The 15,831-nt window shown below is 31.5% G+C and carries 13 protein-coding genes; 4 read left to right on the forward strand and 9 right to left on the reverse strand.

All coding sequences use genetic code 11. The annotated features are described in order from the left end of the window. Positions 1-4: 4 nt before the first annotated feature. Together ACP15M_RS01395 and murJ are read right to left on the reverse strand one after the other, a co-directional pair. Positions 5-1,111 (reverse strand): O-antigen ligase family protein, encoded by a 1,107-nt coding sequence (locus ACP15M_RS01395; RefSeq protein WP_425075376.1) that lies wholly within the window; start codon positions 1,109-1,111, stop codon positions 5-7. A 19-nt stretch (positions 1,112-1,130) separates the two neighbouring features. Beyond that, positions 1,131-2,483 carry a murein biosynthesis integral membrane protein MurJ gene (gene murJ / locus ACP15M_RS01400; RefSeq protein WP_425075377.1) on the reverse strand — a complete coding sequence of 451 codons (1,353 nt, stop codon included), beginning with the start codon at positions 2,481-2,483 and terminating at the stop codon, positions 1,131-1,133. Between the two features lie 443 nt (positions 2,484-2,926). Here murJ and ACP15M_RS01405 point away from each other — a divergent pair, with 443 nt between their 5' ends. Further along, positions 2,927-7,966, forward strand: coding sequence for a T9SS type A sorting domain-containing protein (locus ACP15M_RS01405; protein ID WP_425075378.1), 5,040 nt, complete (start codon positions 2,927-2,929; stop codon positions 7,964-7,966). Positions 7,967-8,024: 58 nt separating this feature from the next. Here the strand turns inward: ACP15M_RS01405 and ACP15M_RS01410 are convergent, their stop codons facing one another. Continuing rightward, positions 8,025-8,408: a hypothetical protein gene (locus tag ACP15M_RS01410; protein WP_425075379.1), complete on the reverse strand. Its 384-nt coding sequence runs from the start codon at positions 8,406-8,408 to the stop codon at positions 8,025-8,027. A gap of 27 nt (positions 8,409-8,435) precedes the next feature. Next, positions 8,436-9,635 carry an alanine dehydrogenase gene (locus ACP15M_RS01415; protein ID WP_425075380.1) on the reverse strand — a complete coding sequence of 400 codons (1,200 nt, stop codon included), beginning with the start codon at positions 9,633-9,635 and terminating at the stop codon, positions 8,436-8,438. A gap of 98 nt (positions 9,636-9,733) precedes the next feature. Between ACP15M_RS01415 and ACP15M_RS01420 the strand changes: the two genes are divergently transcribed. Together ACP15M_RS01420 and ACP15M_RS01425 are read left to right on the forward strand one after the other, a co-directional pair. After that, a complete protein-coding gene (locus tag ACP15M_RS01420; RefSeq protein WP_425075381.1) occupies positions 9,734-10,306 on the forward strand; it encodes a hypothetical protein in 573 nt (190 codons plus the stop codon). Positions 10,307-10,310: 4 nt separating this feature from the next. Continuing rightward, positions 10,311-10,952, forward strand: coding sequence for a hypothetical protein (locus tag ACP15M_RS01425; RefSeq protein ID WP_425075382.1), 642 nt, complete (start codon positions 10,311-10,313; stop codon positions 10,950-10,952). A 4-nt stretch (positions 10,953-10,956) separates the two neighbouring features. On the opposite strand, the gene ACP15M_RS01430 is transcribed toward ACP15M_RS01425, so the two are convergent. The 5 genes from ACP15M_RS01430 to ACP15M_RS01450 form a co-directional block, all read right to left on the reverse strand. Beyond that, positions 10,957-11,313, reverse strand: a complete 357-nt coding sequence (locus ACP15M_RS01430; RefSeq protein WP_425075383.1) for a hypothetical protein — start codon at positions 11,311-11,313, stop codon at positions 10,957-10,959. A gap of 284 nt (positions 11,314-11,597) precedes the next feature. Further along, positions 11,598-12,131: a hypothetical protein gene (locus ACP15M_RS01435; RefSeq protein WP_425075384.1), complete on the reverse strand. Its 534-nt coding sequence runs from the start codon at positions 12,129-12,131 to the stop codon at positions 11,598-11,600. Further along, positions 12,094-12,237, reverse strand: a complete 144-nt coding sequence (locus tag ACP15M_RS01440) for a hypothetical protein (RefSeq protein ID WP_425075385.1) — start codon at positions 12,235-12,237, stop codon at positions 12,094-12,096. The genes ACP15M_RS01435 and ACP15M_RS01440 overlap by 38 nt, the downstream gene beginning before the upstream one ends. A 147-nt stretch (positions 12,238-12,384) precedes the next feature. After that, a complete protein-coding gene (tsaE, locus tag ACP15M_RS01445) occupies positions 12,385-12,849 on the reverse strand; it encodes a tRNA (adenosine(37)-N6)-threonylcarbamoyltransferase complex ATPase subunit type 1 TsaE (RefSeq protein ID WP_425075386.1) in 465 nt (154 codons plus the stop codon). Between the two features lie 133 nt (positions 12,850-12,982). After that, positions 12,983-14,536, reverse strand: coding sequence for a response regulator (locus tag ACP15M_RS01450; protein ID WP_425075387.1), 1,554 nt, complete (start codon positions 14,534-14,536; stop codon positions 12,983-12,985). Positions 14,537-14,571: 35 nt separating this feature from the next. On the opposite strand from ACP15M_RS01450, the gene ACP15M_RS01455 reads away from it, so the two are divergent. After that, the gene (locus tag ACP15M_RS01455) at positions 14,572-15,795 is read left to right on the forward strand and encodes an HD domain-containing protein (protein ID WP_425075388.1); all 1,224 of its coding nucleotides are present in this window, start codon (positions 14,572-14,574) and stop codon (positions 15,793-15,795) included. Positions 15,796-15,831: the final 36 nt, after the last annotated feature.

Here is a 15,831-nt window from a genome sequence, read left to right on the forward strand (position 1 = left end):
GCATTTAGTCTAGATTTTTTATGTCATCAGCTTCTTCATTTTCATTTTCAATAACTCTAAGATATAGCCATATAGAAACAAAGGTCACATGATGTATGGTGTCAAAATTATGATTTGTTAATCCTACAATAACCAATCCAATAGCCAATAAACATTCGTAAGGTTTTATTTTGAAGGTTTTAAAACTTTTAAATAACATATAGAGGTAAATACCAACAAAGATTAAAAAAGGAATTATTCCGCTTTCTCCAATAACTCTAAGGTAGTTGTTATGTACTCCAACTTCATAGATGTTATCACTTTTAAAGGATTCGTAACCATTTCCAACTATAGGAGAATCAAAGATTAAGTCGTAGTAATTTGACCATGTTTCTGTTCTAGAATCATTATTTACAGAACTATTAATTTTTCCTTCTCCAAAAGCACTGTCTAATAAATTGAGCCTGTCTGTATTAAGACTTAAGGTACTTGAAATGCTTAATAAAAGGAATATCGCTAAAAAACCTGCAACAAATATGCTCACATTTTTACGGTTTTGAAATGTAGAAATTAGAATTATAATTACCCATAATAATATAAATGTTCGTGAAAAGGTTAGTGCTCCACAAAACGTAAAAAATAATAACGATATATATTTCCATTTATCTTTTTTAATGGAAAATGTTAATATAACTCCAATAAGGCAAGCAAATCCAGCAGCATTAGGATCTAAAAAGAATCCACTATACCTTCCGTAATCCATAGGAAAAAAGAAAGCATTAATAAAGATACTAGAACACGCTATAATGAATAAAATAAACAATTCTTTTACATTAGTTCTTCTAGCTAATTCTGTACCACAAACAATTATAATCAAGTATTTTATAAAATCTATATAATAGTATTTTTCATCAGGAACATACACTAAACCAGATATAACATAATACAAAACTGCAAATATTATAAAAGGCCATAATAAAGCATGTTTTGTATTTATTGCATAAAAAAAGAGTAATAATGAAAGTGTTAAATAACTAAAAAGACTTCCCATACTATCTCCAAAGTTGAGCAATATAACTCCAGGTATATTACAAACTAATAGAATTGAAATGATGTAACGAAGTATTTTCATGTAATGGTAAACAATTTTCTTAACTAGTTACGTTTGCTTTTTGTTCTTTATTTATATGACTAATATAAACGTATAAAATTAAACTATTAATAATTGCAACTGCAGATGTTGCTAAAGCTAATCCGTAAACTCCAATATGTTGTATTAAGAAATAATTAAAAGTGACGTTTAACACTAAACAAATTACAGCAGCTAAAACCATAAATCCATTTTTATTAATAGATTCTAAAAAGCGTACCATAATAATTGTAGTAATGTACGCTGGTATTTGAAGTAAATATAACTGTTGTATCCTAGAAACGATTACTGTATCGTCACTTGTAAAAGCATTTCTTTCAAATATTAAAGAGATTAAAGGTGACGATAATACAATTAAGATGACTGCAATAATGCTACTACCAATGAGTAAGAATTTTAAAATTCGCTTTAGTTCCGAATATGCTTTCTCACGATTTTCAATTACTTTTTTTGAAAAATAAGGCAATAAAACATTGCCAAGAGCTAAAGTGACTAATCCTATAGAGAACATTGGAATTTTTACACCATAATTAAGAGCAGCAATAGAACCTATAATAAGTTGAGCAGCAAAATATTGATCAATTATAGGGTTGATTCCTGTTAAAATATTTGCAGAAAGTTTTGCTGGTAGTTGAACAAATAACTCTTTAATATTCTTTGAGACAAAATCAGGAACTCCAAGTTTTATTGTTTTCTTTTTAAGAGATACAATTAATAAAAATAAAAAATTGAGAACGCTTCCTATTAAGGTTCCTTTCGCTAAAACTAAATTACCCAACTCTTCTTTAAAAAAGAAAAGGCATATCATTATGCTTATAGGTGTGAATACAGAATTCATCGAAGAAAACGTGAATTCATCATATATGGTTAATATTCCATTTAGCATTGAAGATAATCCCCAAAATATGATACAGGGAATTACGTAATAAAACTGTGCTTTAATCAACGCATAGTAACTTTCAGAATGTCCCGAAAAAAAAGTTTCGAGATATACATCTGTAAATAAAATAGCAATTAAACAAAAGACTAAAGCAACCGCAATAGTAACTAAAAAACATGTGGTTTGAAATGCTCTAATATTTTTACCGCTATTGAGTTCTATAACATAATTAGGTATGAATACACTTTTAAAACCACCTAAAAAGACATTACTCATAAAACTAGGTATGAGTATGGCTATATAAAAAGTATCTACAAGTTCAGATAAACCAAAGCTATCAGCTATAACAGCTTCTTTTAAAAAGCCAAGAACTTTAACGCATAACGTTACTACGCCAACAATTATAATATTTGTAATTGTTGGATTCTTTAAACTCTTTTTTAAAAACTCAATGATGTTAAACTTTGAAATCAATGGGTACTATTATTTTTTAAAAATAAAAGGAAGTTTATAAAGCTTGCCCTATAATACTTTGCATTGCGAAAATAATTTTTTTTTCTTTTCCAATGCCTATATGCTTATCTGATTAGACTAAATGATAATAAATTGGTGTGAAATACAAGTTTATTGCATTCATTTTTCTTCTGTTCAATTTTTAAGACATTTAATTGTTATGTGAATAAAATGTTAAAATATAGTGTTAAAAAATCCATTTCGTGCTTTTGGTCGTATTTATTGCATTGATTATCGATTATTTTATTGAATTTAAGTTTAATTTCTTATTAAAAATCCTACATATGTAGGAATAAACTTTCTTTTTTGTATCACTTTATCGAATAATTAATACTTTAATCGTTAAAATAGATAACGTTTTTATAGATTGGTCAAATAATTAATGCCCCAAACGTTAATAGCAAATGAAAGCCCTAAATCCCCAATGCCAATTTATTGGCAGTAAACATTATAGTGTTTACTTTTTATTAAGCATATTTTTACTTTGTATTAGTAATTATTCTTTTTCACAACAATTAGCATTCCCTTCTGCTGAAGGCTTTGGGAAATATGCTAGTGGAGGAAGAGGAGGACAAGTTATTAAAGTCACAAACCTTAACAACTCTGGAAGTGGTAGTTTAAGAGCTGCTTTAGATGCTTCTGGTACAAGAACAATTGTTTTTGAAGTTGGAGGAACAATCAATCTCAACTCAAACATATATGTAGACAATGGTAATTTAACCATAGCAGGACAAACTGCTCCAGGCGATGGTATTTTAATCAGAGGTGGAATGATTCAATTTGAATCTTCAAATGTTATTGTTAGATACATGAGATTTAGACCAGGTCCTTCAGCGCCTTCAGGTTCAGATGCGGTTAGTATTACAGCTTGGTCTGGTTCTATTGTAGAAGATGTGATATTTGACCATTGTTCGTTTAGTTGGGCAGATGATGAAAACTTTAATATTCGTGGTGTTAATGGTGGAATCGTTAGAAATGTAACGGTTCAAAATAGCATTGTTTCTGAAAATACTTATGGTTTTTTAACCAGTACAGGTTGCTATAATATTAGTGTATATAGAAATTTATTCGCTTTAAATTCTGAACGAAGTATAAGAAGTAATGAACCCGTTTCTGGACAGCTTGAATATGAAATGATAAACAATTTAGTATATGGATTTAGAAGTGCTACAAAACCTAGTTATGGAACTAAATTTAGCGTAGTGGGCAACCACTATAAATTATCTTCGCAAGTAAATCCTTATGATAGTTTTGTTATAGATGCCTCAAGTACAGATCAAGGTATTGTATCTGAAACTTATGCTTATGAAGATGATAATTTAGTTACTGGATCAATAAATACATTAGACACTGGTTTTAATTCTTATGTAGAAACAACGCCTTTTATACCATTAACTATCACACCAATAGCAGCATCTTCGGTAGAAACAGCTATATTAGATTTTGTAGGCTGTAGCTATCCTTCTAGAGATAATGTGGATAGTAGAATAATTAATCACTATACTTCAGGTAATGGAAGCATTTCATCATCTGGAACTTATCCAACAATATCAAATGGAGTAGCTCCAAATGATACTGATAATGATGGTATGCCAGATTTTTGGGAAGCCGAAAATGGATTAAATAGTAATGATGCTTCAGACAGAAATATTGTGCATGCTGAAGGTTATACAAGTTTAGAATATTACATAAATTTTATGTCATTAGGAACTGCTCCAAATCAAGTTGATGCAGGTCAAGATATTATTATTTGCGAAGGAGATACAATTACATTAACTGCTTCTGGAGCTGATTCATATGTATGGAATCCAGGAGGAATAAGTGAGGCTTCAATTGATGTAAGCCCAACTGAAACTACAACATATACTGTAACTGGAACACATTCTGACGGAAGTACTTCAACAGACAATGTTCTTGTTACTGTTAACCCAATTCCTGTTGCTGATGCTGGTGAAGATGTTGAAACATGCCAAGGCACAGCTGTTACTTTAACAGCGAATGGAGGAACAGGATTTTTATGGAATACAGGAGCTACAACTCAAAGTATTTCAGTAAATCCGAATTCAACAACAACGTATTCAGTTGAAGTAACTCAAAATGGATGTTTAAGTAATCCTGATGAAGTTACTGTAACAGTAAATCCGCTTCCAAATGTAGATGCTGGATTGGATGTTTCGGTTAATTTTGGAGAATCAATTGTATTAACTGCTAATGGAGCAGATGCTTACGAATGGAGCAACGGAGAAACAACACAAAGTATAACAGTAAGTCCTACAGTTGAAACAACTTATACTGTTACTGGAACCACAGGAACTTGTCAAAATACAGATTCGGTCACGGTTTTTCTCGTAGGCAGCGAAGTCGTTGCCAATGCAGGAGAGGATCAAACCATATGCAATGGCTCACAAACTACGTTAACCGCTACAGGAGGAGCTGCTTATGTTTGGAATACTGGACAAACGACTGCAAGTATTGATGTGAATCCAACAAGTACAACAACATATACTGTTACTGCTTTTGATAGTACAGGAACCGTTTCAGATAGTGATGATGTAACAGTAACTGTTAATGCTTTACCAAATATAGATGCAGGAATCGATGTCACAATCACAGAAGGAGAAAGTACTACATTAACAGCAAATGGAGCAGATACTTATCAGTGGAGCAATGGAGCTACAACACAAAGTATAGCAGTGAGTCCAACAAGTACAACAACTTATTCAGTTACAGGATTCTTAAATGGTTGTGAAGCTTCAGATGATATTACAGTAACTGTTCAAACAGAAACAGTAGTTGCTGATGCTGGATTAGATCAAACGATTTGTGAAGGAGAAACTGTAACCCTTACTGCTTCAGGAGGATCTACTTACCAATGGAATACAGGAGCAACAACTTCAAGTATAGAAGTGAATCCAAGTACAACCACAACATATACAGTAACTGTATTTAATGCACTAGGAACAAATTCAGATAATGATGATGTTACAATAATTGTTAATGCTGTACCAAATGTAGATGCAGGAATCGATGTTACAATTACAGAAGGAGAAAGTACTACATTAACAGCAAATGGAGCAGATACTTATCAGTGGAGCAATGGAGCTACAACACAAAGTATAGCAGTGAGTCCAACAAGTACAACAACTTATTCGGTTACTGGATTCTTAAATGGCTGTGAAGCTTCAGATGATATTACAGTAACTGTTCAAACAGAAACAGTAGTTGCAGATGCTGGATTAGATCAAACGATTTGTGAAGGAGAAACTGTAACCCTTACTGCTTCAGGAGGATCTACTTACCAGTGGAATACAGGAGCAACAACTTCAAGTATAGAAGTGAATCCAAGTACAACCACAACATATACAGTAACTGTATTTAATGCACTAGGAACAAATTCAGATAATGATGATGTTACAGTAACTGTTAATGCTTTACCAAATGTAGATGCAGGAATCGATGTTACAATTACAGAAGGAGAGAGCATTACATTAACAGCAAATGGAGCAGATACTTATCAGTGGAGCAATGGAGCTACAACACAAAGTATAGCAGTGAGTCCAACAAGCACAACGACTTATTCAGTTACAGGATTCTTAAATGGTTGTGAAGCTTCAGATGATATTACAGTAACTGTTCAAACAGAAACAGTAGTTGCTGATGCTGGATTAGATCAAACGATTTGTGAAGGAGAAACTGTAACCCTTACTGCTTCAGGAGGATCTACTTACCAATGGAATACAGGAGCAACAACTTCAAGTATAGAAGTGAATCCAAGTACAACCACAACATATACAGTAACTGTATTTAATACACTTGGAACAAATTCAGATAGTGATGATGTTACAGTAACTGTTAATGCTTTACCAAATGTAGATGCAGGAATCGATGTAACAATCACAGAAGGAGAAAGCATTACATTAACAGCAAATGGAGCAGATACTTATCAGTGGAGCAATGGAGCAGTAACACAAAGTATAGCAGTGAATCCAACAAGTACAACGACTTATTCAGTTACTGGGTTCTTAAATGGATGTGAAGCTTCAGATGATATTACAGTAACTGTTCAAACAGAAACAGTAGTTGCAGATGCTGGATTAGATCAAACGATTTGTGAAGGAGAAACAGTAACACTTATTGCTTCAGGAGGATCTACTTACCAATGGAGTACAGGAGCAACAACTTCAAGTATAGAAGTGAATCCAAGTACAACCACAACATATACAGTAACTGTGTTTAATGCACTAGGAACAAGTTCAGATAGTGATGATGTTACAATAATTGTTAATGCTTTACCAAATGTAGATGCAGGAATTGATGTGACAATCACAGAAGGAGAAAGCATTACATTAACAGCAAATGGAGCAGATACTTATCAGTGGAGCAATGGAGCAGTAACACAAAGTATAGCAGTGAATCCAACAAGTACAACGACTTATTCGGTTACTGGATTCTTAAATGGTTGTGAAGCTTCAGATGATATTACAGTAATTGTTGAGCCAATAGTTTTTACAGCGAGTGCTGGTGAAGATCAGTCTATTTGTGAAGGTACATTCACTACCTTAACCGCTTCAGAAGGAGATGCTTACTTGTGGAGTACAGGTGAGACAACTCAAAGTATTAATGTGAATCCTTGGACGACTGAAACTTATACAGTAACTGTTTTTGAAGGAAATGAACAAGCTCAAGACGATGTAACAGTTCACGTGAACTTAAATCCGAATGTGGTGATTTTGAATGGTGATGAAGTAACTATTTTAGAAGGTGAATTTGTGACACTTTCAGCAAATGGTGCAAATACATATGAATGGGACAACGGAGCAACACAACCAAATATAGCAGTTAGTCCTTCAGAATCTAGAACTTATACAGTAACAGGTTATATTAATAATTGTGCTGATCAAAAATCGGTTGCAGTAAACGTAGTAGAAACGGTTGAAGCTTATGCAGGTGAAGATGTTACTACATGTGCTTTAGAAATGGTTACATTAACTGCTGATGGAGGAGTTAATGGAAATGTTCAATATTTATGGAACAATGGAGAAACAACTCAAAGTATTGAAGTTGCTCCTGGAACAGATACAGAATATTCAGTTTTGGTTTACAACGAATTATCTTCAGATGAAACATCAGTTATGGTTTATGTTACTGATTGCAGTCCTACAGATCCTCCAGTGGTTAATGAAGAATTTGATTTTTTAATTTATCAAGATGTAAATGCAGATGTTTTAAAGATTCAAATCTCTGGAATGGATAGAGTAGATGTCGATAAAATTGTAATGTATGACCTTTCTGGAAAAGTTGTTTTCAGAGAACAATTAAAGCCAAACCAAGGCATACAATCACTAGATAAAGAAATTGATAGTTCTCAATTTTCGAGAGGTGTGTATGTTATTCGACTTATGTATGATGATACCGAAATACTGAAAAAAATCCCTATAAGATAAATCATTATTTAAGTGATAGTCTAATGCTAATATACTCGAAAGCATATATTAACATTTTTTATTCGATATCGTTTAAGAATTTAAGAGATAGAATTGTTGCTGTAGAATCGCAATTTTTAATTTGTAATTCTAAATTTTCGTCTTTATAAGTATTTTCTATGAGGTAGGTTTTACAACCCTCAGATTTGGTGTCACTTTCAGAAAAATTTACATCACCAGTTTTTATAAGTTCAGAAACTATTAATGTATCGATGTTGTGTCTATTCATTGTAGTCATTGCAACATCAGAATACATCTTCTTTTTAATGGAAATATTTTTGATGGTTCGAGCGTTAGGACTATAATCACAAGATGTTTTTTTTCCGCTTAAAAAAAAAGCAAGAACGATTAGTCCAATTGAAAAGCCACCTAAGTAGTAGCCTATTCGATGTATTAATTTCATAACTAAAGTTTCAGTATTTGGTGTTAGCTAGAATATTAACAAGTTGACGTCACTACAGTCTAAATCAAACCAATTAGCAACCGATTTGTTAGTTAAAATTCCGTGGTAAAAATACAACCCATTTTTTAAACCACGATCAAAACGTATGGCATTTTCAATACCTCCATCTTCTGCAATTTTTAGTAAATATGGAGTAAAGATATTACTGATAGATACCGAAGCCGAACGAGAATATCGTGCAGGAATATTTGGGACACAATAATGAGTAACACCGTTGTACTCAAATGTTGGCTTGTCGTGGTTGGTCACTTCGCTAGTTTCAAAGCATCCTCCCATATCAATACTCACATCAATAACTACTGCACCAGTTTTCATAGTGTCAACCATAGCTTCAGTGACAATAACTGGAGATCGGTTTTTCCCTCTTACAGCTCCTATAGCAACATCACAACGCTTTAAAGCTTTAATCAAGTTTTTTGGTTGTAAAGTTGAAGTGTAAAGCGTACGACCTAAATTAGATTGAATACAACGTAGCTTGGTGATAGAATTATCAAAGACTTTTACATTTGCTCCTAAGCCTATTGCAGATCGTGCTGCAAATTCGCCAACAGTTCCTGCACCAATAATAACAACTTCAACAGGAGGTACACCACTGATGTTACCAAACATTAAACCGTTACCATTGTTTACGTTCGAAAGCAATTCTGAAGCAATTAGTATTGAGGCTGTTCCAGCAATTTCACTAAGCGAGCGAACTGCAGGATAAGCACCATCATCATCTTTTATAAACTCAAAAGCTAGAGCAGTAATACGTTTAGAAGCTAAAGCCTCAAAGTATTTTTTGTGTTGCGTTTTTAGTTGTAGTGCAGAAATTAAAATAGTTTGCGGATTAATGAGTTTTATTTCATCTAAAGAAGGAGGTTCAACCTTGAGTATAATTGGACATGAAAATACTTTAGCCGTATCTTTTGTGACTTCAGCTCCAGCTTCGCTGTAATTCTTATCTTTAAAATTTGCGCCTTCACCAGCACCAGACTCGATCATCACACGATGACCATTAGTTACAAGTGCAGAAACAGCATCAGGAGTAAGGCAAACTCGTTTTTCTTGAAAGTGTGTTTCTTTAGGGATACCAATAAACAAGTTTCCTTTTTGTTTTAAAATTTCTAAAGTTTCTTCCTGCGGAAGTAATTGTGCTTTGGTAAAAGGAGATTTAGATTTACTCATTTAGCTAAAATTGAAGCCTCAAATTACAAATAATTATTTGAATTATTTATATAAAAGTTCATATATTAGACGTAGATAATTTTCTGTATTTTACAACTATGAGACATTTTAAATTAAAAGATTATATCATTTCTATTCTGATTGTCTCTGTTGCGCTTTTATATTTTTTTGTAGACAAATTAGTTCCAATAGATTCAAAAACAATCAATGTTTTTGGTTTTCCAGATACAGAGCATTTTGTTTACTATTCAAAAATGAAATTTTTGATTATTTTCTTTTCAATGACTTGGTATTTAACTTGTCAACATTGGTGGAAATCAGCTATTCTTGTAATTATTACGATTGAACTATTAAAGCTGATAACAGCTTTAAATGTCAATTCTGAATATTTTGATGAAATTGACTATATAACAAGCTTACCAATAACAATTCCGATTATTTTGGTCTTGATATTCGTGTCAAAGAAAATCAACACCTATAGTGGGTCTAAAAAGTTGTGTTCAAAGATTGATACCGAAATTGACAACGTATTTTTTGAACTTCAAAATATGGATAAAACTCAATTAGATTTTTTAGAAAAAAGCTATAAGAAAGCTAAGGTGAATAAGAACAAAGACACTTATAAAAAGCAATTGATTTTGATAAGAGATAAATTTTATAATAGGCAGTAATGATATGAAAAATCCATTAGTTAATAATAAAGAGTTAAAAAGAGATTTAGTAGTACTCATCATTATAATATTGTTGCCATTTACGTTTTATTTATATACTATTGTACCTACAAATGCGTCCTATTTTGATATTGGTTTTTTAACTATTAGTCCAGGTTATTATGATTATGTAGATTATTATCTTTGGCTCCTTTTTGTAAAAATCTTAACTATAGGAATTTTATCTATTTGGTTTGTAACTTGTAAGCATTTGTGGAAATATATTTTACTTTTTCCAATATTTTTAGAAATTCATAAGATTCTCTCTATTGTTGATTTTGCTAACAATGGAGTTAATGTCCCTTTTTCATTTATGTCCTTAGTTTCTGGTATTTTATTTTGGAAAATAATGCTTGTTTTTGTTCCGTATACTTTTATCTTAATTTTTATATCTATTCGTATGAATTATAATAATATAAATAGCATTAACAGAGAAAAAATTAATGAAGAAATAAACCAACAGCTATATGCAGTATCTAAATTTGATTATAAAGATTATAAACTGATTAATAAAGAACTTAAATTATTGAAAAAACAAAAGCTAACAATGGACAAAAAAGAATATTTGATTGCTTTAATAAGAATAAGAGATCGTTTAATGATTTAAAACATCATTTTTTTGAATCTTCAATTTCTTTTAATATTTCATTTAACAAAGCTTTCTTTTCTTCAGACCATTGCGATTTTAGACGCTTATTGATATAGTCTTCTATTTCGTCCTTAGACCTCACCTTAGGTTTTACATGCTCATCAATAAACATGTCTCCTTTACCTGTAATAAGCCAGACAAGATTTACTTGCGGGTATTTTTTGACAATACGTTCAATAACATCACTTCCTACAGAAGCATTGTTTTTTTGCATTCTTAAAATATATCCATTGGCTGTACCAATGGAAATGTCAAATTGACGAGCACTTATATTCAATTCTGAAATAAGCTGAATAATACGATGTACTGCTTTACTCATGTTATATTAGGGATTAAATTAGAGTAAATTATAAGTTATAATTTATACAAATGTAATTTTTTTTATCTAATATATCGTATTTAGTAGATTATTTTCTATATTAACATTGTTAATTCTAAAAATGAATTACAAAAAAGTAGTTTAGTTTTACGTTGTTATGAGGATTAATATATAACTAATAGTTAGTTTATCTTTGGCTTATAACTATTATAAGTGTCTAGCTGAATTTAGTCAGTAATGCACAGCTAATTATCAGCTGTGTTTTTATTATGGGTTGTATATGCTTAGAAGTACTGCTTTACTTTTCCTAAAAAAGATTTTGGTTTGTACATAAATTCTTCTTCAAGCTCTTGCATGGTTTTATCAACTTCATTTAGCTTATTAAACATTTTTGCTCTTATTAAATAGATAGAAGGAATTATTATCGCCATGAGAGGAACTAAATACAAGAGCTGAAACTCATCAAAAAAAACCATATCTTCATTTATGGCTCCAAAAATTTGATAAGAATACATTGCAATTGGTACTAATAAAGCATGGTACCACCAATGCCTACAAGTAAAAAACCAAGTAAAAAGTAGACACAAAGGAATCAATTTCATTAATATAGACCAAATTCCTATCCTAGCATCACCGTAAAAACTACTTTTATAGTCAAACAACCAAGTGTTCCATGTTTCAGATTCTGGTACATATTCGTATAAATAAAAGAAAAAGGGAGTAGCAGCTATAAATGTAGCTATTATACTCCCTAATAAAATACTTCTATTGCTGAATTTACTATCCGTGTGTACGGACTTTAAGTTTTCTTTTGTCAATTTCTGTTTTAATTTGTCCATCTAGGTTGATTAAATCAGTTGCTTGTGCTGTGAACGCAATTCCACCAATAATCGCAATGGCTAATACATACTTTTTTGTTTTCATAATATAAGGGATTAATTAATTAATAGTCCAAATATACTTCGAGATAGCAGTTTTGAACAGTTAAACGAGTGTTAAAAACAACTCCATTAATCGTCTTATCGTTACGGTTTTTCCGTAATTGCCAGTATTTATGCGGTATAAGGTGGTTTATTTATTTACGCGTTTGCAGTACTCATAAGCAGGGTTTTGGGTTAATAATTCGTTTTGGCTCAATTTGAGGGTTCTTGAGGTCTTATCTTTTAATCCTATTGTTATTTTACATATATCACTAGGAAGTAAGCTTGATATGTTTTCTGGCCATTCAATAAACAGCCAAGCATTGTCTAAATTTAAATAGTCTTCAAAACCAAAATTTAAGGCTTCAGCTTCATCCTCTATACGATACATATCGAAGTGAAAAATAGATCCATTTAAAGATTCATATTCATTTACTATTGAAAACGTTGGACTTGTAACATCATCATTACTTCCTAACGCTTTTACCATCGCTTTTATAAGTGTCGTTTTACCAACTCCCATATTGCCATGAAAGGCTATAGTTCTAGAATTAATTTGCTCTAAAAGCCTTGTAGCTACTAGTTCTAACTCATTTATGTTATAATCTATTTCCACAATTTATTCAATAGAATAAAGAACTTAAAGTACTTACTACTAAGTTCAATTATTAGGCAATAATACATATAATAAATGGAAAATCCTAGAAAAAAGTGTATTTCAACGGATTTTTTTGCATTACATAGATGTTTTACTTAGGATTCATGACCACAAATGGTATAATCATTTCCTCTAAAGATACACCTCCATGTTGATATGTGTTTCTGTAATAACTCACATAGTGATTGTAGTTGTTAGGATACGCTAAAAAGTAGTCACTTTTAGCAAAAATAAATGAACTACTCATAGTAATACTTGGCAAATAAATACTTTTAGGATCCTTAGCAACCAAAACTTCTCGGTCTTCATAAGTTAAACTGCGACCAGTTTTGTATCTCAAGTTTAAGCTAGTATCACGATCTCCAATAACTTTTGAAGGGTTCTTGACGTTAATCGTGCCATGATCTGTGGTTAAGATTAATTTAAAGCCGAGTTGCTGTGCTAGTTGAATCATTTCTAAAAGAGGCGAATTTTTAAACCAGCTCACAGTAAGAGAACGATAGGCTTTATCATTTGATGCAAGTTCTTTAACAACATCCATTTCGGTTTTTGAATGTGATAGCATATCTACAAAATTATATACTATTACTGATAGGTCGTTGTCTTTTAAAGTTTTAAAATTTTCAACTAATCGCTTCCCAGATTTTAGATTGGTGATTTTATGATATTCCGTTTTAAGATTTTGTAAACCTAAGCGCTTTAATTGTCCTTGTAAAAATTCATCTTCATGAAGGTTTTTTCCGCCTTCATCTGTATCATTTTTCCATAGGTTTGGATGCAATCGTTCCATATCACTAGGCATTAAACCTGAAAAAATTGCATTTCTAGCATATTGAGTAGCCGTTGGTAGAATACTATAAAAAGGAGTTTCAGACGATTTTTTATAATAATTATTTACAATAGGTTCAAATGCTTTCCATTGATCGTATCTTAAATTATCAATAACAACAAGTAGTGTTGGCTGATTATCACTTAACTCTGGAACCACTTTGTCTTTAAATAAAGTGTGTGATAAGGTTGGTGCATCGTTTCTGTGGTCAAACCAGTCTTTGTAGTTTTTTTCAATGAATTTCCCAAACTGATGATTAGCTTCGGTTTTTTGAGATTCTAATATTTCGGTCATACCAACATCTTCAATATCTTCCAGACGCAATTCCCAATAAATTAGTTTTTGATAGAGCTCACTCCATTCTTCAAAGGAATTTACCATAGACAAATCCATTGCAATTTTTCTAAATTCTTGCTGATAGTTTGATGTGGTCTTTTCAGAAACCAATCTAGAATGATCTAAATTCTTTTTTAAACTCAATAAAATTTGGTTCGGATTAACAGGCTTTATCAGGTAATCTGCAATTTTATTACCAATGGCTTCCTCCATAATATATTCCTCCTCACTTTTAGTTATCATAACCACAGGAAGATTGGCACGCTTTTCTTTTATTTCATTAAGGGTTTCTAATCCTGTTAATCCAGGCATGTTTTCATCTAAAAACACAATATCAAAGTTGGCGTCATCAATGGTTTCAAGCGCTTCGGTACCACTTTGACAGGTGGTTACCTTGTATTGTTTTTGTTCTAGAAAAAGAATGTGAGGTTTTAATAGATCGATTTCATCGTCAACCCAAAGAATATTTATAGTGTTCATGTATATTTGTTTAATATTAATGTAAACTTTAATGTTTGATGACAAGCAACAAACTTAAAATCTTTAACGACCCAATTTACGGATTTATTACTATTCCGAGTTCTGAAATTTTCGATTTAATAGAACATAAATACTTTCAAAGATTAAGAAGAATTACTCAAATGGGTTTATCGTATTTGGTTTATCCTGGAGCAAATCACACGCGATTTCATCATGCTATAGGCTGCATGCATTTAATGCAAAAAGCAGTGAATGTGCTTCGTTTTAAAGGAGTTACAATTTCTAAAGAAGAAGAACATGCTTTATACACAGCTATTTTATTACATGATATTGGCCATGGACCTTTTTCTCACGCTATGGAACACAGCATCGTAAATGGTGTTTCTCATGAAGAAATTTCGTTGCTATTTATGGAAAAACTGAATAAAGAATTTAACGGAAGTTTAACGCTTGCAATTAAAATATTTAAAGGTGATTATGAGCGACCATTTTTATGTGAGCTGATTTCGAGTCAGTTAGATATGGATCGAGCAGATTATTTAAAACGTGATAGTTTTTATACTGGAGTTGCCGAAGGAAATGTAAATAGCGAGCGCTTAATCACAATGCTAAATGTTGAAAACGACAGACTTGTTGTTGAAGAAAAAGGAATTTATAGTGTTGAAAAATTCTTAGTTGCTAGACGTTTTATGTATTGGCAAGTGTATCTTCATAAAACAGGTTTAGTTGCTGAACAGTTATTAACTCGTGTTTTAAAACGTGCAAAAGAATTGACTAATAATGGCGTTGAATTGCCTTCAAGTCAAGCATTAAATTATTTTTTAAATAATGAGGTGTCATCAACTAATTTTGATAACAACACGCTTGAAACCTTTTCTAAATTGGACGATATAGATATTATTTCGGCAATGAAAACCTGGCAATATCATGATGATTTTGTTCTCAGCAATTTGTGTGAAATGATTATTAATCGTAATCTTTTAAAAATCAAATTAAAGAACAAACCAATTAAGCAAAAAGTTTTAACTAGTCATCTTCAGGAATTAATGAAAACATATAATATTACTGAAGAAGAAGCAAAGTATTTTGTGTTTATAGATACCATTTCTAATCAAGCATATCAAACTAAAATGCAAACTATTAAGATTCTTCAAAAATCTGGAAAGGTTGTCGATATAACGAAAGCTTCAGATCAATTTAGTATTAAAGCCTTATCAAAGCCAGTAACTAAGTTTTATATTTGCTATCCAAAACCATAGTATTATTAAAGTTTGTTAGCAATATCAATACAGCAG

The sequence above is a fragment of the Psychroserpens sp. S379A genome (assembly GCF_049800755.1).
GTDB lineage: Bacteria > Bacteroidota > Bacteroidia > Flavobacteriales > Flavobacteriaceae > Psychroserpens.